The organism is Planomicrobium okeanokoites, assembly GCF_003428875.1.
Classification (GTDB): domain Bacteria; phylum Bacillota; class Bacilli; order Bacillales_A; family Planococcaceae; genus Planococcus; species Planococcus okeanokoites.
This window is the reverse complement of sequence record NZ_QQRS01000002.1, coordinates 239677-265926: the sequence shown is the minus strand read 5'-3', so window position 1 is coordinate 265926 and position 26250 is coordinate 239677. Positions and strand designations below refer to the sequence as shown.

Here is a 26250-nt window from a genome sequence, read left to right as displayed (position 1 = left end):
CTATGAGTGGCACTAGGGATTTTCAAGTTGAATGGAGCTGGGGAGGGAAGAAAATACTCTTAAATAAATTGTTTTAATTCTTCTTCAGAAACTATATGTTTTATAAGCTGGTACTTTGTTAACGTGAGAGGAGTATCAAGAGGGCTGTTGTTAGTCTGTGCAATCTGCTTGATGATTCCATTCCCGTCTTACTGGAGTATAATCGGTCTGTCTCTCAAAAGGACAGATCAATCATGAACACTTTTTCAAACTACATATTTTTATGCGTTTTGCTCAAGTTCTTCAGCCACTTCCCATACTTCCGCTCATCGACCTGCCACGCACGAATCGTCTCCTGCAATTCAAGCAGCTCCTTTATATAGAAGAAAATCTCCGCAGAAAACACACCATCACTTCCAGCCAGGCCATAATAATCCCAGTACGGATCCATCGTTTCATCCAGCCAATCCAGTAAATCGCTCTTCTTCGGGTAGCCGAAATAGACGCTCTTGTGCAAATCGTCTTCATAATTCTGCATCCAGTCAATATAGGAAATCCGCAGCATATCATAATCATCGATATAGGGATGGCTGAAATCATCCGGCCCATCCTCGAACTTTTCAAAACACTCATCAGAACAGAACACATTGCCCGCACTGTCCACACGGCGCTCTACCCACGGCTTTTTCCTGCAAACTTTACACATCTTCATATCCATCACTCCTATGTCGTTGGTAATGGGCAGTATACATAGGGATTCGGAAAACTGTTATGCAAATAAAAAACGGCAATGCCTAAGCATCACCGTCTTAACTATTAAAGGATTATTTCACTCCCCAACCATCCCATCACCATCACGGTCGTCCATGTACTGATACAGCCAGTGGTCGCTCGTGATCGGCATGCTGAAACCTGCTGCTTTCGCTTCGGCAATCGTCACTTGACCGTTGCCGTTTGCATCGACTGTGGAAACGTCGCCGCCTGAAGGTGCAGGGGCAGACTCAGCAGGCGCACTTTCTGTCGCCGTACTGCCTGAATCCGATGAACCGCTGCCTGTCAGGCCAAGGGAGGCGTTGATTTCGTCAGGGTTTCCGTTAACGAATTCATCAACGACTTCGTTGCCCATTACTGTATAGGAGTACTTGTAACTGGAAGGGATCTGCGTTTCTGTATCCGGGTAGGTGATGATGGCTTCGAAATTCGTCGCGCCGCCTGCGTCGCGGATGACGTCTTCCATATAAGCCTGGTCACCGTGCCGGTTGAGTGTGCTTTCCTGCGGCGTGATGTTATAGGCATTCGCCACGCCGCCAAGGGAATCGGCAATGACATGGCCTTCGTCTAATATGTCACTTTCGACGCCAGGCACTTTTGCTTCGTCGGCATAATATCTGCCGTCTCCTGTGACCGGTTCGCTCGCGTCATCCTGCAGGATGATTTCAGCCGCGACGACACGCACTAATTGGCCATGTTCGTTCGTGAATGCCCAGTACTCGCGGTCACCAAATCCGATGTCCACAACGACATTGGCTTCACGGTAGCCGGACAAATCGCCGCCGTCCACTTCGATCAGTTCGTAGCCCGCGAACAATTCTTGCTGCTGTTTGGCTGCGGCTTCCGCTTCAGCCTTTTCTTTCGCGGCCAGTTCCTGCGCTTCTTTTTCTTTCGCCAGTTCTTCAGCCTTGGCTTTTTCTTCGGCTTCCTGCTGTTTCGCCAGCTCTTCCGCTTCAGCTTTCTCGGCAGCTTCTTTCTCTGCCGCTAAACGAGCTTCTTCTTTTTCAGCTGCCGTCTCTTCCTGGACAGCCGTTTCCACATCTGCATCTGCCGCTTCTTCCACGTTGGTGCAGCCTACCATAAAGACTGCTGCCAAAAGCAGTATTAAATAGTTCAATTTCTTTTTCATTGCCGTACTCCTTCTTATGTATATTGATGGATCTCTTAGCGCTGTATTGCCGGTTCCAACTCAAAATATAGCACGGAATCAAAGGCAAATACTAGGTTATAATAAAAATTTGTCTGGAAATATTTAGTTTCATAATGTATTCGAATAAAAATAGCGGTCAGGAAACTTTTCGGTGCCCGAAACGTTTATCATTAGAGTAGGTTTCCCGTTTCTGCAAAATGATTCAGCTGCCGTTTCATTTGGTGCGAAACAGGGAAAATAAATAGAGCAGAAATAACATGGATTCTTTTCAGAACGAATACATACATAGCGAGCTGCTGTATTTCCCGGGCGGCAAAAAATCACAAAGCGAAGTTGAGCTGATTTGATATGAAAATGCTGCACAATCGATTTAAAAATTTAACAGGCATCCAGCTTACGTTACTGATCGCCGGCATCCTTTGGCTGAAGACGGTCATCGTCAGTTTTATCGGCTTCAACCTCAGTGTCCAGTCCCTTTTTGACGTTGCACTGATTTTGACCAGTTCAATCGGTGCACTGCTTTTAGTGATGGGCATCAGTTTCTATTTTGGCGGCAAAGTGAAGCCGGCGATCCTGTTCGCGCTGTCAGTGGTCGGGACCGGTGTTCTTTATGGCGACCTTCTTTATTACCGGTTCTATAATGACTTCGTGACGGCACCCATCCTGTTCCAATTCGATAACGTCGGCGGCTTAAGCGCCAGCACGGTCGAATTGATGAGCTTTTGGGATATCCTGCTGTTCGTGGATCTGTTTGTGCTTGGCTGGTTTCTGATGAAACAGCGGTTCGAGCTGACGATCCACAAAGAGACGAGGAAGAAGTATGTCGCAGTCGGCGCGGCTTTCCTCGTGTTGACCATCGGCCTGGGGCTGGTGAAATCCGTCCATCTCTTTTCGGAATCCTATGACCGCGAACAAGTGGTCAAGTCGCTGGGGCCGCTGAATTACCATGTCTACGATCTGGCGGTCGGGATCTCAGCGCCTTTGCAGCGGTTGACGATGACCGAAGCTGAAGCTGTGGCTTCCATCGAATCCCTGCAGCAGAAAGAACCCGGACGCACCGATCTGTACGGAATGGCGGAAGGCAAAAACATTGTGCTGATCAGCCTCGAATCCACCCAGGATTTCGTCATCAATCAAAAAGTGAACGGGGAAGAAGTGACGCCGTTCCTGAACGATTTGATTGGAGACAGCTTTTATTTCGATCAAGTCTACGACCAGACGGCACAGGGGAAAACGTCCGATGCGGAATTCATGATCGACACGAGCCTGTATCCGCTGGCGAGCGGGTCGGTGTTTGTCAGAAGGCCGGAAAACACCTTCTACAGCCTGCCGCATATCCTGAAAGAACAAGAGGATTATTACGCGGCCACGTTCCACGGCAATGTGGATACGTTCTGGAACCGCAATGTCATGTACGACAGCCTCGGCTATGACCGTTATTTCTCGAAAGAAGATTACGACGTAACCGAAGGGAATTCGGTCAATTACGGCTTGAAGGACATTCCGTTCTTCAAACAGTCCGCGACCTATATGAAGAATCTGCCGGAGCCGTATTACGCCAAATTCCTCACCTTGACGAACCATTTCCCGTTCCTGCTGGAGGAAGAAGACATGCTCATCGACCCCGCGGCAACGGATGAAGACGTCGTGAACCGCTACGTCACCACGGTCCGTTACCTGGACAAATCGCTTGAGACCTTTTTTGAGCAATTAAAAGAAGAAGGCCTGTACGAAGACACCGTATTCGTCCTCGTCGGCGACCATTACGGCATTTCCGAAAAATACGAAGCCGGACTCAATCAGCTGCTCGGCGAGGAAGCCACCATCACCACGCAGATGCAGCATAAACAAGTGCCGCTGATCATCCACATTCCCGGTCAGCAAGGCGAAACCATCTCAACACAAGGCGGCGAAATCGATATCCGCCCGACGCTGCTCCATCTGATGGGCATTAAGACCGAAAACCGCTATTCCTTCGGCCATAACCTGTTCACCCGGGACAGCGACCACCCCGTCATTTTCCGGGACGGCAGCTTCATCTCGGACGAGTATATCTACAAAGATAACGTCTGTTACGCAAAAGAAAACGGAGCGGCCATGGATGAGCAGTCCTGTGAACCTTATCTGGAAACAGTGAGAGAAGAATTGAAGCTGTCGGATAAAATCATTTTTGGGGATTTGTTGAGGTATATGGTTGGGGAAGAGTGAGGATTATAGAGGGGGAAGTAGTGTAGAATACTAACCGATATTCCGCAAACAGCTTCGCTTGCCTGGGGGCTTGCAAAAACCCGTGCTCCTGCATCGCTACGCTAGCTTCGTCGCAAAGAGCCGGCCTTGCAAGCTACGGCCAACTCTTAGCTAACTCCGACTCGTTCCACTTCGTCCGAGTGGATCTCAGCACTTCGCTCGTAACGGAGTTGGCTTACCAACTCCGTTACTACTCCCCTGGGCGTCTTCGCTGTTTTGCTTCATATCTCTAGAAATTTCTCTGCATCTGTGTGCATAGGAAGCAAAAAAGACTGCCGGCTTTTAGGAGCTGGCAGTCTTTTTGGTTTGTTGGGTTACGCTATAGACACAAAACTAAGTCGAGACAAAACAAGATAAAAAAGTCAGACGTGAAATGAGAATTAGAACGTAATGAAAAGCAAATCATAGGTAGTAATAAAATCTTGTTTGAAAAGTTCTTATAATTGTTATTTTACTTCTAATTAGGGCAATTTAAATTTTTGTTTATTGTAAAAAAATGAGTATTTATATTGAGATTTATTGCTTCCTATACTACTTATCTTTATTGCGAACTATAAAATCTTCTATTTGAGATACGCTGCCATCAAAATCTTCTTTAAAATCGTGTTCCCAAATTCTTAGTATGTTCCAATTTTCTTTTAAGTAATATGTGGTAACCTCTTTATCTCTTTCTATATTTCTATTTAATTTCTTTTCCCAAAATTCTTGATTATTTTTAGGACGATTACCGTGTAATGGGCAAACATGCCAAAAACAAGAATCAATAAATATTACTATTCGGTATCTTTTAATAGCAAAATCGGGTTTGCCAAATAGCGATTTTACATTTCTTCGAAGACGGATTCCTCTTTTCCATAAAGCTTTAGAAATTTTATCTTCTAATTTAGAGACTGATCGAATGGCCTTCATGTTAGCTGAACGTTGTTGAACGGTAATTCTTTCTTTCATTAAATCTCCTCCTAATTAAGAGAATTTCAATAAATATAAAGGGAATTATTTCAAATTCAGTTGAATGCGTTATAATTATTATAGAATAAATATTATTAAATAAAAAATTACAAAAGGGGTTTTACTGTGGGCAATTATTCTCAACCTAAATACGATTATATTGTGAATATGATTAATAATATGAGGAAAAATGATAGAACATGGGATCAGATTAAGTATGGTGGCGGAAGCAAGATGGAGGATTTGAACAACTTTATAGATATGCAAAAGATGACGGGTTTTTTTTCGAGCGATATAACTAAAGAGTTATGGCTAGACAGAGTGAGTTGGGCAAAAAATGCTGAAGAGCAGCAAGTGCAAATAGAAAAGAGTTCTGATCGAACTATTATACTTTCGAAAAACGCAGATACAGACGCTGAGGTTCCTCTTAACCCTAAGTCTTCATGGCAATTATATAGAACGAAGTTGTTAAACGAAAAATGGTCTGAAGATTCTATTAATGAAATTGAAAAATCCACCATACATTTGCTGAGAAAATTAAACTCTGATACTACGGAAAGTGGACCTATTAAAGGTCTTGTTATAGGAAATGTACAATCTGGAAAGACCGCTAATATGGCAGGGCTTATGGCTATGGCTGCCGACCATGGATGGAATATGTTCATCATACTTTCAGGTTTAATTGATAATTTGAGAAAACAAACAGAGGAACGCTTAATAAGCGATCTTAATCACCCCGGGATGTTTAGTTGGCAAGCTTTAGATAATCCATCAAAACATGCACCTATTTCCAAACATACTCAATCTCTTCATTTGAATAGTAAAGATAGAGAAAGATATTTAACTGTTTGTTTAAAGCATAAAACTAGGCTCGAAAATCTAAACAAATGGTTAGTAGCAGATAAGAATAAGTATAAACAAATGAAAATTCTTGTGATAGAAGATGAAGCAGACCAAGCTGGTATCAATACAATGGACATTGAATCTGAAGAGCGTGCAAGAATAAATAATTTAATAGTTGAATTAGTAAACGGCAAGGCAGGCTCAGAAATAAAACCCCGTTCAATGAACTATATAAGTTATACAGCGACGCCTTATGCGAATGTACTTAATGAAACTTCAAAAGAATCACTTTATCCCAAAGATTTTATAGGTATCTTAAGAACTCCAAAAGAATACTTTGGACCAAAAGAGATTTTTGGTTTGTATGAAACTGATGATTACGTTGGACTAGATATTATAAGAGAAGTGCCGAAGTTGGAATTAGATCAGTTAAAAGAAGTTCATAAAGATTTAAGTCATGAAGTACCTTTAGCTATGAAAAACTCTATAATTTGGTTTTATTGCGCCGCTGCTGTTCAACGACTTAATGAATATAAAAAACCAGTTAGTATGTTAATTCACACAAGCCAAGTGCAAAGTCATCATCAAAAAGTAGCTGATGCAATAGATAAATGGTTAAATTCCTTAACTTTAGACGATTTTATAAAGAAATGTGAACAATTGTATTATACTGAAACACGTAAATTTACTATTAATGATTTTTATGGTGCCTACCCTGACTATGGAGTAAAAAAAGAGAATATAAAAGATTATCCTCCATTTGAAAAAATTGTAGAGTTTATAAAAGAGTTGAAAGAGAAAAAGTCACATATTCAATTGGATCAAAAAGGTGATTTGAATTACCACAAAGGCGTTCATTTATGTATAGATAACTGTGCTAATAATGGTATTAATGATGAGAATCAATATGTGCGTTTAGCCTATCCTAAAAGCGGCATATCTAACGTCGAATCTTATGCGCCAGCTTTTATAGTTATTGGAGGGAGTACCTTATCGCGTGGGCTAACTATTGAAGGTTTAGTGAGTACTTTCTTTCGGCGTTCCACTAAGCAAGGTGATACGCTAATGCAGATGGGAAGATGGTTCGGGTATAGGAAAGGATACGAACTTTTACCAAGAATCTGGATGACTGAAAATACACAAAACAAATTCAGATTTTTGGCTTCTCTAGAAAACGAAATGAGAGAAGATTTCCATCCCTTTGTAGAGTTGGGCATGAGACCGGAGGAATATGGGCCTCATATTAAAAATTCTCCGGAGCTTTCTTGGTTAAGAATTACGGCTAAAAACAGAATGCAAAGCGCTGTTGAAACAAATTTAGATTTTTCTGGTGTTTCTAGCCAAACTGTTGTTTTTACAAATAATAAAGAAAAACTTGACAATAACATTAAAGTAACAAACGAGTTTATAAAAAGCTTAAATACTCCAGTTGTAACTTTTGATAAAGCAGGTTTATTGTGGAAAGATGTGCCATTTACAAAAATAAAGGAAATGTTTTTGGATGGTTTCGAGTTTGAAAATTCTCACGTTTTTAATCAAATTGACGGCTTCTCTGAATGGTATAGAAAGGTAGAAAAAGAAGAGGGCTTTACAGGTTGGAATGTTCTATTTGTTGGTAAAGGCAAAGTAGATGAAAATCAAAATGGATTTAGAGTTGATGCATATAATATTGGTAAGGTCGAACGTACTCGAAAAGGAAAATATTCTTTAGGTGATGAAAAAGTGAGTGTTGGTGTCTTAAGAAATCCTTCAGACCTGTATAAAGACATGAGTATAAAAGATTTAGAGGCTGCAGGAGCAAATTTAAAAGATTTGAGAGCTGATAACTTCACAGTCCATAATATCAGAAAGAAAGCAGGCTTAGATAAAACTGCCCAGCTGATTATCTATGTAATTGACAAAGATTCTAAAGCAAGAAAAACGGCAGGAAATAAAGGAGAAAGATACGATTTAAATTTTGATGAAGACATCATTGGAGTTAGCATATTAGTTCCTGGCAAGAAAAATAAGAGTTTAGCAAAGAAATTAACAGTACATTTGAAGAATACACCTGAGATTGAAACTGAAGATGGAGAGGAATAAAAATGAAAATTGAAGTGGCCAAGTATGAAAGAATGGCTGAAACAGGAAGTTCGTTATTAAAATTACTACAAAATAATGATACACCCCTTTTAGATCTTTTATTAAGAGAATCTGTACAAAACAGTTTAGATGCAGCATTGTCTAATAAAAAATCAGTCATAGTTGATATTGGTACAAAAGAATTCTCAAGTGATGTATTAGTAAATCACTTAGAAGGTATTCAAAATGAACTTAAATTAAGATTTGGCAACACCAAATCTAAAGCTCTTTATATTTCCGATAATAATACTGTTGGTCTTACAGGGCCAGTGTATGCAGAAGATGTAGAAGGGCATGACTATGGGAATTTGCAAAAATTAATTTATAATATTGGTACCCCTCAAGAGAAAGAGGGGGCAGGCGGATCATGGGGACTAGGCAAAACTGTTTATTTTAGATTTGGAATCGGATTAGTGATTTATTATACTAGAATAAAAAATGAAGACGAGGAATTTGAAGAACGTCTCGCGGTTACCATGGTTGAAAATGAAAAAAGTGATAAAGCAATACTTCCAGCAAAAGATAATAAACCTAAACGCGGGTTAGCGTGGTGGGGACAGCCTGCTGGTGACGGAAGTACTATTCCTATTACAGATCCAAATGAAATCGAAGAAATTCTAAATATATTCTCTATTCCTAATTTCAAGGACGATGAGACTGGTACCAAAATTATTATTCCGTTTATAAATGAAGAAAAGCTGCTGCCAAAAGAGAAGTTATGGTGGAATTCTAAAGTTGAAGATTACCTTAAAGTGAGTTTTCAAAGGTGGTATGGTGTCAGAATCGACAATCCAAATTATCCCTATGGAAGTTGGTTAGATGCTAAGGTTGGAGGGAATTCAATTAATTTTGAAGAAATGGAACCACTATTCCAAATCCTTCAAACCCTTTATAACGGGGCTGTAAGTGAGAGTATCCCTAAAGTAAATCTCTCACGTCTAGATATTAAATATAATATAAGTGATATAAATTTGAGAAAAGAATTTAAAATTACTTCTGGTGGAAATGCTGGAAAGGTAGCATTTTCAAAGTTTAATCTAAACGATTTGAAAATGCTTCCGCCAGAAAATAGGTACAGTCCATATAACTATATAAACATTGAAAATAATTCCGAAAGTGGAAATCCACCAATACTGTTATATACCAGGAAGCCGGGAATGGTAGTAAGCTATGAAATTGATGGAGCATGGTGTAACGAGATTCCGAACGCTTCGGAAGATGAATTCATTATCGGTTTATTCGTACCAAATTCAAATAGCGAATTCAAAAGCGAGTATATGGAGGAATATACTAATTTAGAAGGGTATTTAAGAGGAAGTGAAAAGGCCGATCATACGTCTTGGAAGGATTTAATCAATCCAGAGAAAAAAATTACTGTAATTTCAAGAATACAAACTAATGTTTCAAAAGCAATTCGAGAAAAGTATTTAGATGATAAAGAAAAATTACAAAAAGGAAAAAGAAGTGCTCTAAGTAAGTCGCTTGCGAATAAATTGTTGCCTCCTCAAAACTTTGGCAGAAAGCCTACTGGAAAAACTAAACCAAATCCAAAAAATGGCGGTAAAAAGCTCTCGAAAAGTAATTTTAGTATAAATAACCAGTATATTGATGACCATGGCATAATGCATATAGAATTTGAACTTGAATCACCTAAATCATTCAATTCTGTGGTTGAAGTAGTAGTACTTTCTGAAAACGGGATAATTAAAGGAGATAGCTGGGAAAGTGAAAAGGGAGTAGGAACTGATTTTCCATTAAAAATTAAAGAGGTCAAAGTTCTTAGTTTTGGTACGGTGGGCGCAGATGGCACTCGAAATCCTAAAAAAGAGGGAACTCTGCCTATTGCTTTGATTAGAACAAAAGAAACCAATACTGCATGTGGTATAGCATATACAGGTACGAATAAGAATGGTTTTTTAGAAGGCACTTTAAAAATCGAAAGAAAAGATCCTTATATACAACCTTCTATTTCACTTTCATCGGTGGAGGTGAAGAACAATGACTAATGATTTAAAGTTTTTTAGAGAACTCGATGAGAAACTTTTTATGAAAATTGGATATCAAACATCAACAATGAAATTTCAATATGCTTTAGATAATAAGATTGTTGACATGGAATTAGAAGATAAAGAAGGCATATTAAATAATGAAACTGTCTATCTTGAAGACAGAGATGGTGTATGGAACGCTGAAGAATATAACCTAATTATCTCAATGAATTATTATATAAATAATCCTGGGTTTTTGTTTAATGAAAATGGAGTAGCTCTACCAGGAGCTGAAATTGGAGTTGCACTAAACTGGTATTCAAAAAGTTCAAATCAACGAGGAATTGAACATTTAGGTGTTATTAAAGCTGATCTGGATGGCGGTTACCAAGATGAGCTGACATATACATTTAGAAAAAAACAGTTATCGGGTGACGTTACAATTGAACTCGTTTTATATCTTGCGTGTGAGTCTGCTCAAAAGCATCCTTATTATGCTGACCAGGTTGGTACCGTTCTAGGAACTTTGGATACTCGTTATTTAATTATAGATGGTCACGGCTCTGCATTTCCAATCGCTGAGGTATATGCACCTGAGAGACCACTTTGGTTTGTAACTTTTAATTTCACAGATCCTATGAGTGACCCATTTACAGAAGAATATGTTTGTATAAATTTAAATACTGCCCATAGAAATTTTCACTTAATAAGTGGAAAGAAAGGTATGTCTGATAGTCCATTACTGAGTGAGGTTATTGCAGGCGCTTTACAGGTAATTGTTCAAAAGGTAATGGAGGATGAAGAAAGTGAGAACATCTTAAGCGGAAATGGGTTTGAAGATGGTACAATAGCTCAAGCTGTATTTTACTTTTTAACGAATTTTGATTGGGATATCTCGTCTCCAGAACAGCTAGCTGAATCGATTAGAAAAGACTGGGAAACAAGAATCGGTGGTGAAGAAGCTGATGTTTAATATGAATAAAAAAGAAGCAGCAGAAGTATTTGAAACACTTAAAAGAAAAGGGTTGGAAAATTTTCAACCCAGTTCTGAATTTAACGACATTCATATAATTTTAAATAAAAAATATAATGAAATAAGAGATTATCAAAATGCTAATTTGTATGAACGAGATCTTCGTTTCGCCATATATCTATACGATAATTTAGATAAGTACTTTGGTTTTTCTGAACGTGACGCTTCTAAGGATGAAAATTGGAGATTTATTTCGTTAAACATACTTCCAAATATAATTTATGATCGATGGAGTGGGTTTCACGAAGCTAGATTTTACAATGATTCACGGCGTATGTGGCTTAAATCACTATGGTGGTACATATACTTATCTTGGCAAGGTAGTTCAGTTGAAACTTTTAATATTTTAAAGAATAACACTACAGATGATTTGGTTCAGTTGGTGGAAAGACCTGGAAGCAAAGGTTATCGAGTTGAGCTGTCTAGAGAGTTAATGAAGCAATATAGCTATCTGAACAAAACTAATAGAAATCAGCTTTTTAGAAAAGTGATGAAGTTAAATACCGCACGAGTAAAAATTATTGAACCCTCTTTAACCAGAGGAGGAAATGAGCAATACGTAAAGGAGCTTTTCGATTACTTTGACAAAAATAATTAATGAACAATTAGAGGTAATTGATTTATTTTCAGGCTGTGGTGGATTGGCGTTGGGTTTTCAAAATGAAGGCATGAATATTAAAAGTGGGATGGAATTAGACGGTTCTGCTGCAAATACGGCATCGTACAATCTACATTGGAAACATGGGGTTGATAATGAACACTTATGTGGTGATGTGACTTTAGCAAATGGTAATGATTTTGCAAATTATAATAAACCTATAGTAATAGGTGGTCCTCCCTGCCAAGCTTACTCAATGGCAGGGAGGGCTAAACTTAACTCTTTGGGTGAAGAAAGACATGTGTTTAAAGATAGTAGAGGCGCGTTATTTCAGGATTTTTTAAGAATAGCTTTAGAATTAAATGCTAGAGCCGTTGTAATGGAGAATGTACCGGAATCTGTTAATTATAATGGCATTAACATCCCGGAAACAGTCTGCGAAATATTGACTGAAAATGGATACAATGCCATTTGGACGGTATTAAATTCAGCTGATTTCGGAGTTCCACAAATTAGAGAACGAGTCTTTGTAATTGCCATTAAAAAGGAGATGGGAAATATTGAACACCTTCCTGAGCCTACACATAAAAGACCAGACCATAACTTTAGAACAATGAACGAAGGAAGATTTGCTAGTTTTTCTCAAACGAAGTATTTTACTTTTCCTTTACCGGCAAAAGAAAGCTTACCAAAGTGGATAACAGTAAAAGATGCAATATCAGATTTGCCTATTCTTTTCCCTGTATCAACGTCAGTTTATAAGTTGCATAATCAAGAATTGACATTGCCTTATCAATCCCCCCCACAAAGTGACTATCAAGAGTTAATGAGAAGTGGCGTAAGGATAGATGGAGTCAGTGGAAACGGATTTAGAAATACAAAGAGAGATTTTAAGATTTTTGAACAAATGGCTGCAAATGATAATTATCGAGATGCACATGATATCGCCATGAAAATGTTGGCAAAGGAATGTATTAAAAAAAAGATAAAAGCAAAAACTCATCCCAACCAATACGAAGTCCTTAAAAAGAGCATTGTTCCCCCTTATTCAATAAACAAGTTTTTAACCAAATGGAAAAAGTTGGATCCACATAAGCCATCCCACACTTTAGTAGCGCATTTAGGGACAGATACCTACAGTCATATCCATCCATGGGAGCCTAGAGGAATTTCTGTTAGGGAAGCGGCTCGATTACAATCATTTCCAGACGATTTTTATTTTAATTGCTCAATGACAGAAGCCTTTAAACAAATTGGAAATGCAGTGCCTCCTTTGCTATCTAAAGCTGTTGCGACAGCATTAAGAAAAAACCTAGGAGAGAATTGAGGTCATTGAATATGAAGTCAATTGAAGAAATCAGAAATTATTTTTCTTCTATTAAACCTGGAAACTTAATTCAACTTAGTAGTTATGACGATAAATACCCAGCTTGGGTTTTTAGAGATCATGGAAAATTTGGTGTAGCTATAGAAGTATCGAATAGCTTCAACATTAATGAAAGATTTTCTAATGCCAGGTTTTATACAGAAAATATATGGATGAATAATGAGGAATTAAACTTTTTATGGTTATCTTCCAGCACTGAAGAATTGCGATATGAGTTTGCTTCTATTTGTGCTGTTTTTCTTGATGCTGGCATCGATGGTGAAGATAGAATAAGAATCTTAAAAGATCCATTAGAATGGTGGAATAGTTACAAAGAGTTAGTAGGAAATAAAACATACCTTAAAGAACCTTACAGTCTATTGGGAGAAATGATTTCCTTTTATTATATTTATCAATCCGACAAGACGGCTACTTGGGGTGGACCTAAAGCAGCAAGTATAGATATTTCATCAATTAATGAACTCGTTGAAGTAAAATCAACAGTTTTAAAATATGATAATGTGATTCAGATATCAAGTCAGTATCAATTGAGTGTTGATAGAGATCAGAATTTATATTTTTGTCGTTTTGAAGAAGCTGACTATGGATATTCCATTAATGATTTAGCAACTAGATTAATTTCAAATGGATACCCAGATGAAAAATTAGAAGAAGCGTTGTCTAGTCAAGGGTTTGAAAAAAATATGTCAGTAAGAGATAAAAAATATGAGTTGCTTGAAATGAAGAAATATAAAATTGACTCAAGTTTTCCTATAATTGATTTTAATTCAGTAGTACCTAGTGAATTTACTGATCACGTTATAAAAATTACTTATACTATTGACTTAACAGGAATCAATTCGGAAGCTATCAGTAAAATTTTTCTAAATTAAATTCATAATTTCTCATTGCCTGTAGTTCAAAATGAACTACAGGCATTAAATGATAAGAAGGCAAGAAGAGTAAGAATAAAAAATGAACTATTTTCGATGGACGGGAATATATGTTCCTGTATAATTTATCTTAATAGCGTTATGAAGGAGTGAATTTAATGCAACATGGAAAACCAACAGTCATAGACATGTTTTCGGGATGCGGAGGACTTTCTAGAGGCTTTATGGACGCTGGATATAAAGTGCTATTAGGAGTAGATAATGAAGAAATTGCATTAAAAACTTTTAGAGAAAATCATGGAGAAGCCAAAACCTTAAGGACAGATTTATTTGATCCCTTTGCTATTGAGGAAATGAAAAATATTATCGATGGAGAAAAAGTGGATTTAATTATTGGAGGACCGCCATGTCAAGGATTTTCACTGACTGGTACTAGAAAGGAAAATGACGAAAGAAATACTTTATTCAGATCGATGGTCAAAGCTGTAGAATCTTTCGAGCCTCAAGCGTTTGTATTAGAAAATGTTCCGGGATTAGGCACTCTATATAATGGAAAAGCAAAAGAAGAAATTCTAGAAAGCTTTCATGAGTTAGGTTATAAAGTTTCTTACAAAGTGCTCTTTGCTCCAGACTATGGAGTTCCTCAGATTAGAAAAAGAATTTTCTTTGTTGGTGTTAAGAGCAAAGAACTTTATGAATTTCCACTCCCCACCCATTCTCCGGATAATTATATAACTTGTGGTGAAGCTATTAGTGATTTACATGATAGAGTTGAAGGCAATGGAATAGAAGAAGATGAATATATGACTCCTCCGTTAACGGAGTACCAACAATTGATGCGGGCTAAATCAGATAAATTATATAACCACATAGGAACAAAACATACTGAGTTAGTCAAAGAAGTGATTTCTCATGTACCTGAAGGAGGTAACTTCAAAGATCTTCCACCTGGATTAGGTGAAAGCAGAAAATTTAATGAGGCATGGACAAGATATCATAGCCAAAAACCTTCAAAAACAATTGATACTGGTCACAGAAATCATTTTCACTATAAATTTAACCGAGTTCCCACTGTGCGAGAAAATGCGAGACTTCAAACGTTTACTGATGATTTCAGATTTTATGGTACAAAAACTCAGCAGTATAGACAGGTTGGAAATGCTGTCCCCCCAATGTTGGGATATCACATTGCTCAAAAGCTGAAAGCATACATTAGAGAAGCTGAAGAAGTGAGCCTGTAATGAAGAAGTACAATACTATTGATATATTTGCGGGCTGTGGTGGACTGACAGAAGGTTTTAAAAGAACAAATTCATATAATGTAATTGCAGCTGTTGAATGGGAAAAAGCCCCAGCTGCAAACTTAGTGAAAAGATTAGAGGGAAAATGGAATTATGAGGATGCGGAAGAAAGAGTTTTAAGATTTGATTTACAACAGACAGATGAATTATTTAACGGATGGCATGACGACGAAAAGTATGGCTCTCACAGAGGATTGGATTACTTAGTCGATAATCAAGAAATTGATGTTATTATTGGCGGCCCTCCTTGTCAGGCTTATTCTTTGGCTGGAAGAGTTAGAGATAAAGATGGAATGATCAATGATTACAGAAATTATTTGTTTGAAAGCTACCTGAGAGTCGTAAAAAAATATAAACCCAAGGCCTTTATATTTGAAAATGTTCCAGGAATGTTTAGTGCTAAGCCAGGTGGAAAACTAGTTACAGACTTAATTAGAGCGGAGATTGAAGATGCGGGATATGTCATAGTCGATGACTTGAAAAAGCATGCTTTAATAGATGTAACCGAATATGGTATTCCTCAAAAAAGAAATAGAGTAATCATATTGGCTTTGAGTAAAGATTATTATCTTAATCCACAAATAGTGCTTCACGAATTTTATGAAAGTATTCTCCCATCTTACAAAGAACGTCGGCAGACTGTTAAAGATGCCATATATGATCTGCCTAAATTATATCCGGCAGTTCAGGACTATAAATTTGAAGGAAAAATGTATTCGCATCATATTAATAATAATAGAGTTTTTAATCACCAACCTAGGTATCACAGCAAAAGGGATATTGAAATTTTTAAAGAATTAGCACTTGATATTGAAAATAAAATCTACAAATATGCATCATCAGAATCTTTAAAAATGCTTTACACATTAAAAACTGGGAAATCATCAAATATTCATAAATACCATGTTTTGAAATGGGATTCTCCAAGTAATACAATTCCTGCTCATCTTTACAAAGATGGGTTAAGGCATATACATCCTGATTCTTCGCAAGCAAGATCTATTACTGTCAGAGAAGCCGCCAGACTACAAACTTTTGATGATGACTATGAATTTATCAGTAATATCGGTGATAATTATAAAATGATTGGTAATGCTGTTCCTCCTAAATTGGCTGAGAAATTAGCATTTGCTTTAAAAGAAATATTATCACCAGTTTATCAAGTGAAAAAAACATCAAGTAATGACTTGTTGACATTTTTTTAAGCAGCCTATGGCTGTTTTTTTTTTATTTATTTTATATGAATTTCCTATTAATAACTTTTATGTATTTCTAAAGTCATGTGAGGTATGATGGGAAATATAGGGGGGAGAAGAAATGTTTTTTACTAATAACTTAGAAGAAAAAATCTTTAATGTACATAAGTATATTAAATGTGATGAGTTACAAATACTCTCTGGATACCTTGGACCGACTCCAGTATCTAGACTGCAAAGTATTTCTATAAAAACAAAAGTTATATATGGTATGTATGGAAGTGAGTTAATACCAGAAGCTTTGCATAAAATATTAGTGGACAACCATCTTGATGGAAGACATGAAATCCTCTATTCAGATATACCTGTGCATTCGAAATGTTATGTTTGGAAACTGGAAGGAAAAATAGTTTATTCTTTGATTGGTTCGGCCAATTTTAGTACAAGTAGCCTAAGTGCAGGTTATAGAGAATCGCTTGCAGAAATGACTAATGATTCTTTCGGTGAATTAGAAAATTACATGAATCACATTATTGGAAATTCAATAAAGTGTAATTCTCCTAAAGTAAGGTTTATTCCTAACACCTCTGAAAATCGCAGTAGTCAAGAGTGCTCAATGATTCTATATAATCCACTTAATAACGAGGTGCCTCAAGGTAGTGGTTTAAATTGGGGGCATAGCGTAAAAGGTCATACTAACATAGGTGATAGCTATATAACGATAAGAACTGAACATCTTAAGAAATATCCTAAATTATTCCCTAAAAAACAAATTAGTACTAATTTGAAAAATCAAGAAGGTCGGAGTAGCAGACAAAGTGATCCTATTGAATTAATTTGGGATGATGGATTTGTTATGAAAGCGTTACTTGAAGGAACTCAGCCGATGGGAGAGACTAGGTATCCTAAGCAGATAAGCTCTTTTCCACGTAAAAATATTTTAGGTGAATATTTAAGAAAGAGAATGGAATTACCTGGGGATGCTTTGATAACTAAAAAGGATTTAGAAAGCTACGGAAGAAGTGATATTAAAATTTCATTGTTAAAAAGAGGGACATATTACGTAGATTTTTCTGTTTAGTTATTTGCACAAAAAATGCGGGTGGGATCTTTAGTGGAAGCAAATATTATTTTAGGAAGAAACATAGATACCTCATATTGGATATTAGAATTAAAAAGTAGTGGAGCAAGTAACATAAATGTATTGGATTACGAATATTTTGGAGACCCTATACAAATAGATGATGTAATTTATTTGTCTTCCTATGATCTTAAGGAAAAAATAAAAAGCTATGACTCTATAATTTATTATAAATCGATGTATATATTTCCGACGCTAAAAAATTATAAAACCCTTAAAAGTAAGTAAGTTCCGTTTAAGATAATGAATGGGAGTAAACATAATGAAATTAAAATTTGAAGATATATTTAAAGAGCTAAATGATATAGAGCTAATGAGTATTTATGCTATATGGTTAAAAGAGTTAAAAGAGAGAAATTTGATAAGAACTAATAATGTGATTGGTGAATTAGGTGAATCCTTGGCTATTAAAATTTATAATAGCACGAAAGATCTTCCGCGTTTACAAGCGGCACCCATAGGCACGCAAAATATTGATGCTATTTCTGTAGAAGGAAAGAGATATAGTATTAAATCTACAACAGGAAGAGTTACGGGGGCATTTTATGGTCTTTTGGAGCCTGGTAGTACAGAGTCAGAAAGCATCAAATTTGAATACGTAATTGTTGTTGTATTCAGTAAAGAATTTGAAATTAAATATTTTTTGGAGGTGGAATGGTCAGTGTTTTTAAAATATAGAAAGTGGCATAGTAGGGTAAGGGCTTGGAATTTACCAATTACTAAGGGTTTAATTGCTGAATCCAACGTCATTGTTATGGATTCTATAATATAAATATTTTAATAGACTATCTTATTTCCAATTTCTTTTGTATTACTATATTCGAGGTGTGCTTTTCTGTCGTGAAAGAATAAAAAAATATATATAAATGAGAATAAAGGGGGGATCCTATCTATGGTGGAACATTATTTAAAGGATGAATTTAAAGAATGGATGGCACATCAAAAAAAAACGAACGGAAAAGAGTATAAATTCACAACTATTAAAATGTATTCTAATGCCTTGGAAAAAAGCAGTGCAAAGTTGAAAGTGTCGAATCTGCCTGTAACAGATTTGTTTAATATAGTCTCAATAGATAAGTTTAGGGAGATAGAAAAATTACTTAAAGCTGCCCCAAATTTTGCTGAGGTGGACCGTGCTACAAATAATAAAGCTTATTCAGCAGCTATGTCACTATACTCTAGATTTCTTATAGAAAGAGAACATTATTTTGTTTGGATATTTCAAGGTAATCCGAAGTACTATGATGTAGTCGATGCAGTAAATGATTTAGAGAAAATTACATGGGCAGTTAATCAATATACAAAGCAAATTAAAAAAGGAGACAGAGCTTATATTTGGCTGTCTGGGCCTGGTGGAGGCATTGTCGCTGCTGGAACAATTTTATGCAATCCTGAGATTCGCCAGCCAAACTTGCAGGATCGCTATAGTCAGAGTGAAAGTTTGAATAACAAACAATATTTAGCAGTGGATATAAATATCGAAAGAAAATTGACTGCTTCAATTGTCGAAAGAACGCTTCTTCTCGCTGATGAAAGAACGAAAAAGATGGAAATATTGACTTATCCCGGGGCAACGAATTTTAAAGTTACTAAAGAAGAAGATCAGGTCATACAGAGTATTATTGAAGGTAATTATGAACACATTCCAGCTGCTACACCTCCTGAAGTTCAAATTAAAGATGAAAGACGTTATTGGATGTACGCTCCTGGAGAAGGATCCCGTTTATGGGAAGAATTTTATGAAAAAGGAATTATGGGGCTTGGATGGGAAGACCTCGGTGATTTGAAGCAGTTCCCCACAAAAAATGCGATGAAAGAAAAAATGAAAGAAATTTATGGAGAAGATTTTTCTTATAAAAATGCTGGGCATGCGACTTGGCAATTTGCCAATGAAATACGGAAAAACGATGTTATTTATGCAAAGAAAGGTCTGAAAAAGATCATCGGGCGGGGAGTTGTGACTTCGGAATACTTTTATGATGAAACACTTGAGGAATATAACCATATTCATAAAGTGGATTGGACACATAAAGGAGAATGGGACTATAAAGGACAGATTGCCCTTAAAGCACTCACGGAAATCACCCCTTACACAGAGGATTATCATAAGCTAGAACAATTATTTGATGAAATTTCAGATGACATTCTTATTTCTGATGATGAAAATTTTAATTATGAAAAATATAAAGAGTCGGATTTTCTTTCAGAAGTGTATATGAGCAAAGAAAAATACAACACACTTAAGAATCTCCTTATTAGAAAGAAAAACCTTATTTTACTGGGGGCACCCGGAGTAGGTAAAACTTATGCAGCTGAGCGTCTCGCTTATTCTATAATGGGCAGTAAAGATAAGAGCAGAGTTCAAGTTGTACAATTCCATCAAAGCTACAGCTATGAAGATTTTATTATGGGCTATAGACCTGATGATAATGGTTTTTCTTTATCAAAAGGCCCTTTTTATGAATTCTGTAAAAAAGCGGAGCCAGATGACCGGCCGTATTTTTTTATCATTGATGAAATCAACAGGGGAAATTTAAGTAAAATTTTCGGGGAACTATTAATGTTAATTGAAAATGATAAAAGAGGGAAAGAGTTAAGACTGCTATATTCTGATGAACAATTTTCTGTTCCGGAGAACGTTTATATTATAGGAATGATGAATACAGCTGATCGAAGTCTGGCTATGATCGATTATGCTTTACGCCGCAGATTTGCTTTTTTTGAGTTTGAACCGGCTTTTGGAAGTGAAGGATTCAAGAAGTATCAAGCAACTATTGAGAATGAGAAATTCGGACAATTAGTGGACACTGTGATTGCATTGAATAAAGCAATTGCGGAAGATGCTTCTTTGGGAGACGGTTTCCGAATCGGACACAGTTATTTTTCAACCAGAATTGATATTGACGATGAATGGCTGACAGAGATAGTGGAGTATGAATTAATTCCGCTCATTAATGAGTATTGGTTTGATGAACTTTCGCAGGTAGAGTATTGGAATAATAAGCTCAGAGGTTCCCTACGTGATTAGGCTGAAAAACATCTATTATATGCTCTCCTACGCTTATCGAGTTTTAAACGAGGAAGGTTATAAAAGTATCCAGGCCGAAGAATTTGAAAATATTCATGATTTAATGGCTGCTATTTTAATTCAGGGAGTGACTCTCCAATGCAAGAGGGGGTTGCATAAGGACTATATCAAGGCCACTGAAGTGACAGGCAATTTGCGAGGAAAAATCGATGTTACAAACTCAATAAAACAAAATACGCTGATGAGAAGAAGTATGGTATGCCATTTTGATGAATTCTCAGAAAATATCCTGTTAAATCAAATCGTCAAAACGACTATGCAATTACTTATTCAGAGCAAAGAAGTTAAAGCGGACAACCGCAAAGAACTGAGGAAACTCTCTCTTTTCTTTGAAAATGTAGATTTAATCTCACCGCAGACAATCAATTGGAGTGCTCTTTCTTATCACCGGAATAACGCAACTTATAAACTGTTGATGAATATTTGTTTACTAATTATAAAGGGGTTGCTGATGACAACGGAAAACGGAGAATACAAAATGCGGCAATTTCTGGATGATCAGCAAATGCATCAACTATATGAAAAATTTCTTCTTGGTTATTTTAAAAAGGAGTATCCGGAGTTTTCCGTAAAAGCCTCATTTATTGATTGGAATGTTGATAATGGCATTACTGAATTTCTCCCGGCAATGAAATCTGATATTACTATGATTAATGGTGATAAAACATTAATCATAGACGCCAAGTATTACGGGAAAACGATGCAGACACATTCGATGTACAACAGCAGAACTCTAAACTCCAACAACTTATATCAAATCTATACTTATGTTAAAAACAAAGACAGAAGCGGAAGCGGAAATGTCAGCGGTTTGCTGCTTTACGCCAAGACTGATGAAGAAATTTCTCCAAATAATCAATACCAGATTGATGGAAACAAGATAATTGTAAGAACATTAGATTTAGGAGCGGAATGGGCTATTATAGTTGAGCAGCTGAGTGAAGTGGCAATGATCGTAAAGTAAAATTAGATTAACTATAAAAAATGGGAGAACAACAATGGAGTTCAAAATCACTGAAAAAGAAATGCAATTTGAAAACGAGCAATATGCATCAAGAATGATCATAACTGGAAAAGGTCAAGGGCACGATAGAGGAGAACCGAGACTCAGATGTGCGGTTACATTAACTATCCGGATTAAAGGAACTGATAACGAATTAAAACTCCGCGGGAATATTTATTGGGATGCAAAATATCCAAAAACACATGTATTTTTTACTGGAGGAAGTTTAGTCGAGTTTATTGGTGAACAAGGTTTGGACTATGCCCAGTTCAAAACAGAATACTGGGACAAGGTGAAACGACTGGCAGCAAATGTCTTCACGGATAAAGAGATTCTTGAATACAATAAAATGATGGAACAGGCAAAAGCCGATATACCTGTTTAGTTAATTTCAAAATCTAAAATGAGAAAGCAGACCGCCATGCTGGCAGTCTGCTTTTTCTATTCTCTGATATACAATCTGCTTCAAAACAGCCCACATCTTCACCTACTGATAATTCACAACCGCCGGACTCGGATCAAGCGCTATGACTTCTTCCGGGGTTAAGATGGGTTCGTCTTTCTTATAGAAAATTTTAAAGCCGCCGTATTGGGAAGTTTCGTTCCGCACGAATCTTCGGTAATTCGAAATTTTGGGGGAGGCAGGGCCCCACCCGTCAAAGTTCAGGACGACTTCAACATTTTCAGTTGGCTGGATGGCTTCTTTATTCGTCAGCGCTTCATCCATGAACTGGTGGACGAGGACGATTTTGTCCGGCAGATCATGTTCTTCCACCATGTTCGTGAGGTAGTCCACCGCTTCCTGCACTTCGGAACCGTTTACCTGGCCCAGGACCGTGCCGGGGATTTCGCCTTCCTTCACAGAGAATTCAGTGTCGATGGCGAGGTGGACGTGAGGAAGCTTCAGCCATTTCTCGATCAGCTTGACTTGGTTCAGGACAGAATCTGTTCCCAGCTGCACGTCCAGCATGAGCAGCGCGCCATTTTCTTCGGCGAGTTTGGCGTACTCGTCAATTTTATCGGATGGTGTCATGTGATAATATTTTCCGTCGGTCGCCGGGCTTCTTTGGGCGACGGTGGTGATCAATTCAATCATCGGGATGGCTGGCCGGTCAGGGTCGGCGTCCGAATAAGCCTGGGTCTGTTCTTTCAGTTTTGCCATGAAGGCATCCGGTTCCATTTCACCCAATATGCCCATATTGGACGAGTTGGGATGTCCGTAATAGGCCACAAGGCGATGATTTTTTAAGGGTCCATCAGTTAGGTCCTCGCCATCTTTGACCAGCGTTTCACCGGCAGGAACCATTCGTTCGGTTTCGTCTCCATAAGCTTGGGCTTCAGGCATATTGGCCAGTTCTTCTTCAGACCACGACTCCTGAATGGACTGGGCCCCTTCAGCCGGCTCTAAGGCTGTAAAGGGCTCTTCGGGCTCCGGTTCTTCTTTTTCCGCTTCTTCTTTATCTTCTTCCGAAGCTTTTGTTTCTTCTTGCTCGTTGTCTTTCTCCGTTGTCCCGTCCTGGGCTGCTGCGTTTTCGTCTTCTTTGTCTTGGCCGTCTCCAGTAGAAGAGTCGGAGCAGGCTCCAAGGAATAAAGTCAGCAGCATGGCAAAGGCCAGCAGGATTAATTTTTTCATGAAGTCACGTCCTTATGTATTTAGATTGGCTGGATGGCACTGTCTTATATTCCCTTCTGTCTGGATTTTAATCATGAATTTCGCTGGATTAGGGAAACCTCCCCCTTGATTAATCCGCCAAATAGTAGCATCATCAATCTTAGAAGCGATTGAGTTGAGAGCGCAGAATATCTGAGGAGGAAAACGGAATGCCGGAGTTGCAGGGCGTCTTGCCCGTGTTGCGGAATATGAAGGATTTTGAGCGTTTGCTGGAGAGCCATCATCCGTATATTATTTTTCTGGAGGTGCGGCTGGCGCAGCTGCAGGTGCTGGTGCGGACGGCGAAAAAGGCGGGGAAGAAAGTTATTTTGCATGCCGACTTGATCCAGGGGCTGAAGACGGATGCTTACGGCTTTGAGTTTCTGGTCAGGGAGATCAAGCCGGACGGCATCATTTCGACGCGCGGCAATGTGATCACGCTGGCGAAGAAGAACAACCTGCTGACGATTCAGCGCTTGTTTTTGCTGGACAGCCAGGCGCTGGAGCATAATATCAAACTGATCGGCCAGAACAAACCGGATTATATCGAGCTGCTGCCGGGCATCATTCCGTCGGTGATCGAGGAAGTGCATCAGAAAACGGGTATCCCGATCATCGCCGGCGGGCTGATCCGCACGCCGGAAGACGTGGAGCTTGCCTATAGCGGAGGGGCTCTTGCCGTATCGACGTCGGATTCCGATCTGTGGGATTTGCAGCGGTAGCAATCTATTGACCGCGTTTTTAAAAGCTGATAAATTTAGAGTGACAAGTTAAGCGCTGTGCAAGAGAAGAAGAGACCCGCACTGGTACGGACAAATCCTCATGGGGATTTGTCCGTTCGGTGCGGGTTTTTTCTGTTTTTCAGGTTTCTGGACGGCCGGCGCAGAACTGGGAAGAAGCCGCCGCAATGCAGGGCGATTAGACGAAACCGCGGTTTCATAGATGTTGGAGGAGAGCGACTTGAAGAAAGACTATATCTTATCGATCGACCAGGGTACGACAAGCTCACGGGCCGTACTGTTTAATCATAAAGGGGAAATCGTTGAAACGGGCCAGCAGGAGTTTCAGCAATTCTTCCCGAAACCGGGTTGGGTGGAACATGACGCCAATGAAATCTGGACGTCCGTATTGGCGTGTATCGCGGATGTGCTCCGCAAGTCGGAAATTACGCCCGACCAGATCGCCGGAATCGGCATCACGAACCAGCGCGAGACGGCGGTGGTCTGGGACCAGTTTGAAACGCAGCGAAACAATTAGTGCCATGAAAAACGAGCCACTCGACTTATTGGTCATCGGCGGAGGGATTACGGGCGCCGGCATCGCCTTGGACGCAAGTGTCCGAGGCGTCAAGACGGCAGTGGTGGAGATGCAGGATTTCGCAGCGGGCACCAGCAGCCGTTCCACCAAATTGGTGCACGGCGGCCTGCGGTACCTGAAGCAGTTTGAAGTGAAGATGGTGGCGGAAGTCGGCAAGGAACGGGAAATCGTTTATGAAAACGGACCTCACGTGACGACGCCGGAATGGATGCTGCTGCCGTTTTACAAAGGCGGCACGTTCGGTCCTTTGAGCACCAACGTCGGTTTGCGCGTCTATGACTTTTTGGCTGGCGTCAAACGGGAAGAACGCAGAAAGATGCTGAGCCGCAAAGAAACATTGAAACGCGAGCCTTTATTGAAGAAAGAAGGCTTAAAAGGCGGCGGCTATTATGTGGAATACAAGACAGACGATGCGCGCCTGACCATTGAAGTGATGAAAAAAGCGGTGGAAAAAGGAGCGCTTGCGCTGAACTACGCGAAAGTCATCGATTTCATCTATGATGGCGGCAAAGCAGTCGGCATCCGCATGGAAGACCAGACAAACGGCGAAGTCCACGAGATTTTCGCGAAACGGATCGTCAACGCAGCGGGGCCATGGGTCGACACTTTGCGTGAAAAAGACCATTCGAAAAAAGGCAAAACGCTGCAGCTGACAAAAGGTATCCACCTGATTTTCGATGGCAGCCGTTTCCCGCTGAAACAAGCCATCTATTTCGATATGCCGGACGGCCGGATGGCATTCGCCATTCCGCGTGAAGGCAAAGTGTATGTCGGGACGACCGATACCGTTTATAAAGCGGATATCGCCCATCCGACGATGACACGGGAAGACCGCGATTATGTGCTGCGCGCCATCGATTTCATGTTCCCGGAAGTGGCCATTAGCGAAGACGATATCGAATCGAGCTGGGCAGGGCTGCGTCCGCTGATCCACGAAGAAGGCAAAGATCCTTCGGAGATTTCGCGCAAAGACGAAATCTTCATTTCGGATTCCGGCTTGATCTCCATTGCAGGCGGCAAGCTGACCGGCTACCGCAAAATGGGCGAAAGCATCGTCGACTTGGTGACGGAGCAATTAGCAAAAGAGCAGGGACTGCGGTTCCAGAAAGTTTCGACGAAGCATCTGCCGATTTCCGGCGGTGAAGTCGGCGGCTCGGAAGGATTCAAAGCCTTCCGTCTGGACCGTGAGCAGCAGGCGCTGTCCATGGGCTTGAACCAGAAGACGGCGGAGATGCTGACAAGCCGTTACGGCGCCAATGTCGACCAGGTGCTGGGAATATTCGCCGGCAGACAGCAGGAAGCGGCGCAGGCAGGACTGGATCCATTGGTGTTTGCGATGCTGCGTTACGCGATGGAATACGAGGCGGCGTATAAACCGGTCGACTTTTTCGTCCGCCGGACAGGCGCTTTGCTGTTCGATATCCAGTTTGTCTATAAATTCAAAGAAGCGGCCATCGCGCATATGACGGAAAGCTTCGGCTGGACAACGCAGCAAACGCAAAGCTACACGAAAGAATTGGATAGGTTGCTGTACGAAGCGACGCATCCGGTCGGATAAACGGACAACAGTGCGAAAAACAGGAGAAAAGCAGTCGGGAAAATCGGCTGTTTTTCTC

21 protein-coding genes and 1 pseudogene are annotated in these 26250 nt (G+C 39.2%); 18 read left to right on the top strand and 4 right to left on the bottom strand.

Annotated elements, in window-relative coordinates; genetic code table 11:
* Positions 1-250: 250 nt before the first annotated feature.
* Together D2910_RS06195 and D2910_RS06190 are read right to left on the bottom strand one after the other, a co-directional pair.
* Positions 251-691 (bottom strand): hypothetical protein, encoded by a 441-nt coding sequence (locus tag D2910_RS06195; protein ID WP_117312765.1) that lies wholly within the window; start codon positions 689-691, stop codon positions 251-253.
* 117 nt (positions 692-808) lie between these two features.
* On the bottom strand, positions 809-1879 hold the full coding sequence (locus tag D2910_RS06190; protein WP_117312764.1) for a DNA/RNA non-specific endonuclease: 1071 nt from the start codon (positions 1877-1879) through the stop codon (positions 809-811).
* A gap of 369 nt (positions 1880-2248) precedes the next feature.
* Between D2910_RS06190 and D2910_RS06185 the strand changes: the two genes are divergently transcribed.
* Positions 2249-4108, top strand: coding sequence for an LTA synthase family protein (locus D2910_RS06185; RefSeq protein WP_117312763.1), 1860 nt, complete (start codon positions 2249-2251; stop codon positions 4106-4108).
* Between the two features lie 570 nt (positions 4109-4678).
* Here the strand turns inward: D2910_RS06185 and D2910_RS06180 are convergent.
* The gene (locus D2910_RS06180) at positions 4679-5095 is read right to left on the bottom strand and encodes a very short patch repair endonuclease (protein ID WP_117312762.1); all 417 of its coding nucleotides are present in this window, start codon (positions 5093-5095) and stop codon (positions 4679-4681) included.
* Positions 5096-5221: 126 nt separating this feature from the next.
* Between D2910_RS06180 and D2910_RS06175 the strand changes: the two genes are divergently transcribed.
* The 14 genes from D2910_RS06175 (at position 5222) to D2910_RS06110 (ending at position 22051) form a co-directional block, all read left to right on the top strand.
* The gene (locus D2910_RS06175) at positions 5222-8020 is read left to right on the top strand and encodes a Z1 domain-containing protein (protein WP_117312761.1); all 2799 of its coding nucleotides are present in this window, start codon (positions 5222-5224) and stop codon (positions 8018-8020) included.
* 2 nt (positions 8021-8022) lie between these two features.
* The gene (locus D2910_RS06170; protein ID WP_117312760.1) at positions 8023-10065 is read left to right on the top strand and encodes a hypothetical protein; all 2043 of its coding nucleotides are present in this window, start codon (positions 8023-8025) and stop codon (positions 10063-10065) included.
* Entirely contained in the window at positions 10058-11020 is a 963-nt protein-coding gene (locus D2910_RS06165) for a hypothetical protein (protein ID WP_117312759.1), read from the top strand. Before D2910_RS06170 ends, D2910_RS06165 begins: the two co-directional genes overlap by 8 nt.
* Before the next feature lies 1 nt (position 11021).
* A complete protein-coding gene (locus D2910_RS06160) occupies positions 11022-11678 on the top strand; it encodes a DUF6339 family protein (RefSeq protein ID WP_133299075.1) in 657 nt (218 codons plus the stop codon).
* Positions 11662-13005, top strand: coding sequence for a DNA cytosine methyltransferase (locus D2910_RS06155; protein WP_240633561.1), 1344 nt, complete (start codon positions 11662-11664; stop codon positions 13003-13005). Before D2910_RS06160 ends, D2910_RS06155 begins: the two co-directional genes overlap by 17 nt.
* 11 nt (positions 13006-13016) lie before the next feature.
* Entirely contained in the window at positions 13017-13937 is a 921-nt protein-coding gene (locus tag D2910_RS06150) for a PD-(D/E)XK motif protein (protein ID WP_133299074.1), read from the top strand.
* A gap of 158 nt (positions 13938-14095) precedes the next feature.
* Complete coding sequence (locus tag D2910_RS06145) at positions 14096-15178, top strand: DNA cytosine methyltransferase (protein ID WP_117312756.1); 1083 nt, start codon at positions 14096-14098, stop codon at positions 15176-15178.
* Positions 15178-16443, top strand: a complete 1266-nt coding sequence (locus D2910_RS06140) for a DNA cytosine methyltransferase (RefSeq protein ID WP_117312755.1) — start codon at positions 15178-15180, stop codon at positions 16441-16443. The genes D2910_RS06145 and D2910_RS06140 overlap by 1 nt, the downstream gene beginning before the upstream one ends.
* Positions 16444-16555: 112 nt before the next feature.
* A complete protein-coding gene (locus D2910_RS06135; protein ID WP_117312754.1) occupies positions 16556-17515 on the top strand; it encodes a restriction endonuclease PLD domain-containing protein in 960 nt (319 codons plus the stop codon).
* Between the two features lie 33 nt (positions 17516-17548).
* Positions 17549-17803, top strand: a complete 255-nt coding sequence (locus D2910_RS06130; RefSeq protein ID WP_117312753.1) for a hypothetical protein — start codon at positions 17549-17551, stop codon at positions 17801-17803.
* Positions 17804-17837: 34 nt separating this feature from the next.
* On the top strand, positions 17838-18347 hold the full coding sequence (locus tag D2910_RS06125) for a hypothetical protein (RefSeq protein WP_117312752.1): 510 nt from the start codon (positions 17838-17840) through the stop codon (positions 18345-18347).
* A 120-nt stretch (positions 18348-18467) separates the two neighbouring features.
* Positions 18468-20603, top strand: coding sequence for an AAA family ATPase (locus D2910_RS06120; RefSeq protein WP_240633560.1), 2136 nt, complete (start codon positions 18468-18470; stop codon positions 20601-20603).
* The gene (mcrC, locus tag D2910_RS06115; RefSeq protein WP_117312751.1) at positions 20596-21627 is read left to right on the top strand and encodes a 5-methylcytosine-specific restriction endonuclease system specificity protein McrC; all 1032 of its coding nucleotides are present in this window, start codon (positions 20596-20598) and stop codon (positions 21625-21627) included. The genes D2910_RS06120 and mcrC overlap by 8 nt, the downstream gene beginning before the upstream one ends.
* A gap of 34 nt (positions 21628-21661) precedes the next feature.
* The gene (locus D2910_RS06110; protein WP_117312750.1) at positions 21662-22051 is read left to right on the top strand and encodes a hypothetical protein; all 390 of its coding nucleotides are present in this window, start codon (positions 21662-21664) and stop codon (positions 22049-22051) included.
* A 102-nt stretch (positions 22052-22153) separates the two neighbouring features.
* Here D2910_RS06110 and D2910_RS06105 read toward each other — a convergent pair whose 3' ends face one another.
* The gene (locus tag D2910_RS06105) at positions 22154-23299 is read right to left on the bottom strand and encodes a hypothetical protein (RefSeq protein ID WP_117312749.1); all 1146 of its coding nucleotides are present in this window, start codon (positions 23297-23299) and stop codon (positions 22154-22156) included.
* A 188-nt stretch (positions 23300-23487) separates the two neighbouring features.
* On the opposite strand from D2910_RS06105, the gene D2910_RS06100 reads away from it, so the two are divergent.
* From D2910_RS06100 to D2910_RS06090, 3 genes and pseudogenes are all read left to right on the top strand, one after another.
* A complete protein-coding gene (locus D2910_RS06100) occupies positions 23488-24039 on the top strand; it encodes a glycerol-3-phosphate responsive antiterminator (protein WP_101802224.1) in 552 nt (183 codons plus the stop codon).
* Between the two features lie 220 nt (positions 24040-24259).
* Positions 24260-24550, top strand: a pseudogene (locus D2910_RS06095) (FGGY family carbohydrate kinase); the annotation flags it as partial.
* A 28-nt stretch (positions 24551-24578) separates the two neighbouring features.
* A complete protein-coding gene (locus D2910_RS06090; protein WP_117313062.1) occupies positions 24579-26192 on the top strand; it encodes a glycerol-3-phosphate dehydrogenase/oxidase in 1614 nt (537 codons plus the stop codon).
* Positions 26193-26250 lie beyond the last annotated feature (58 nt).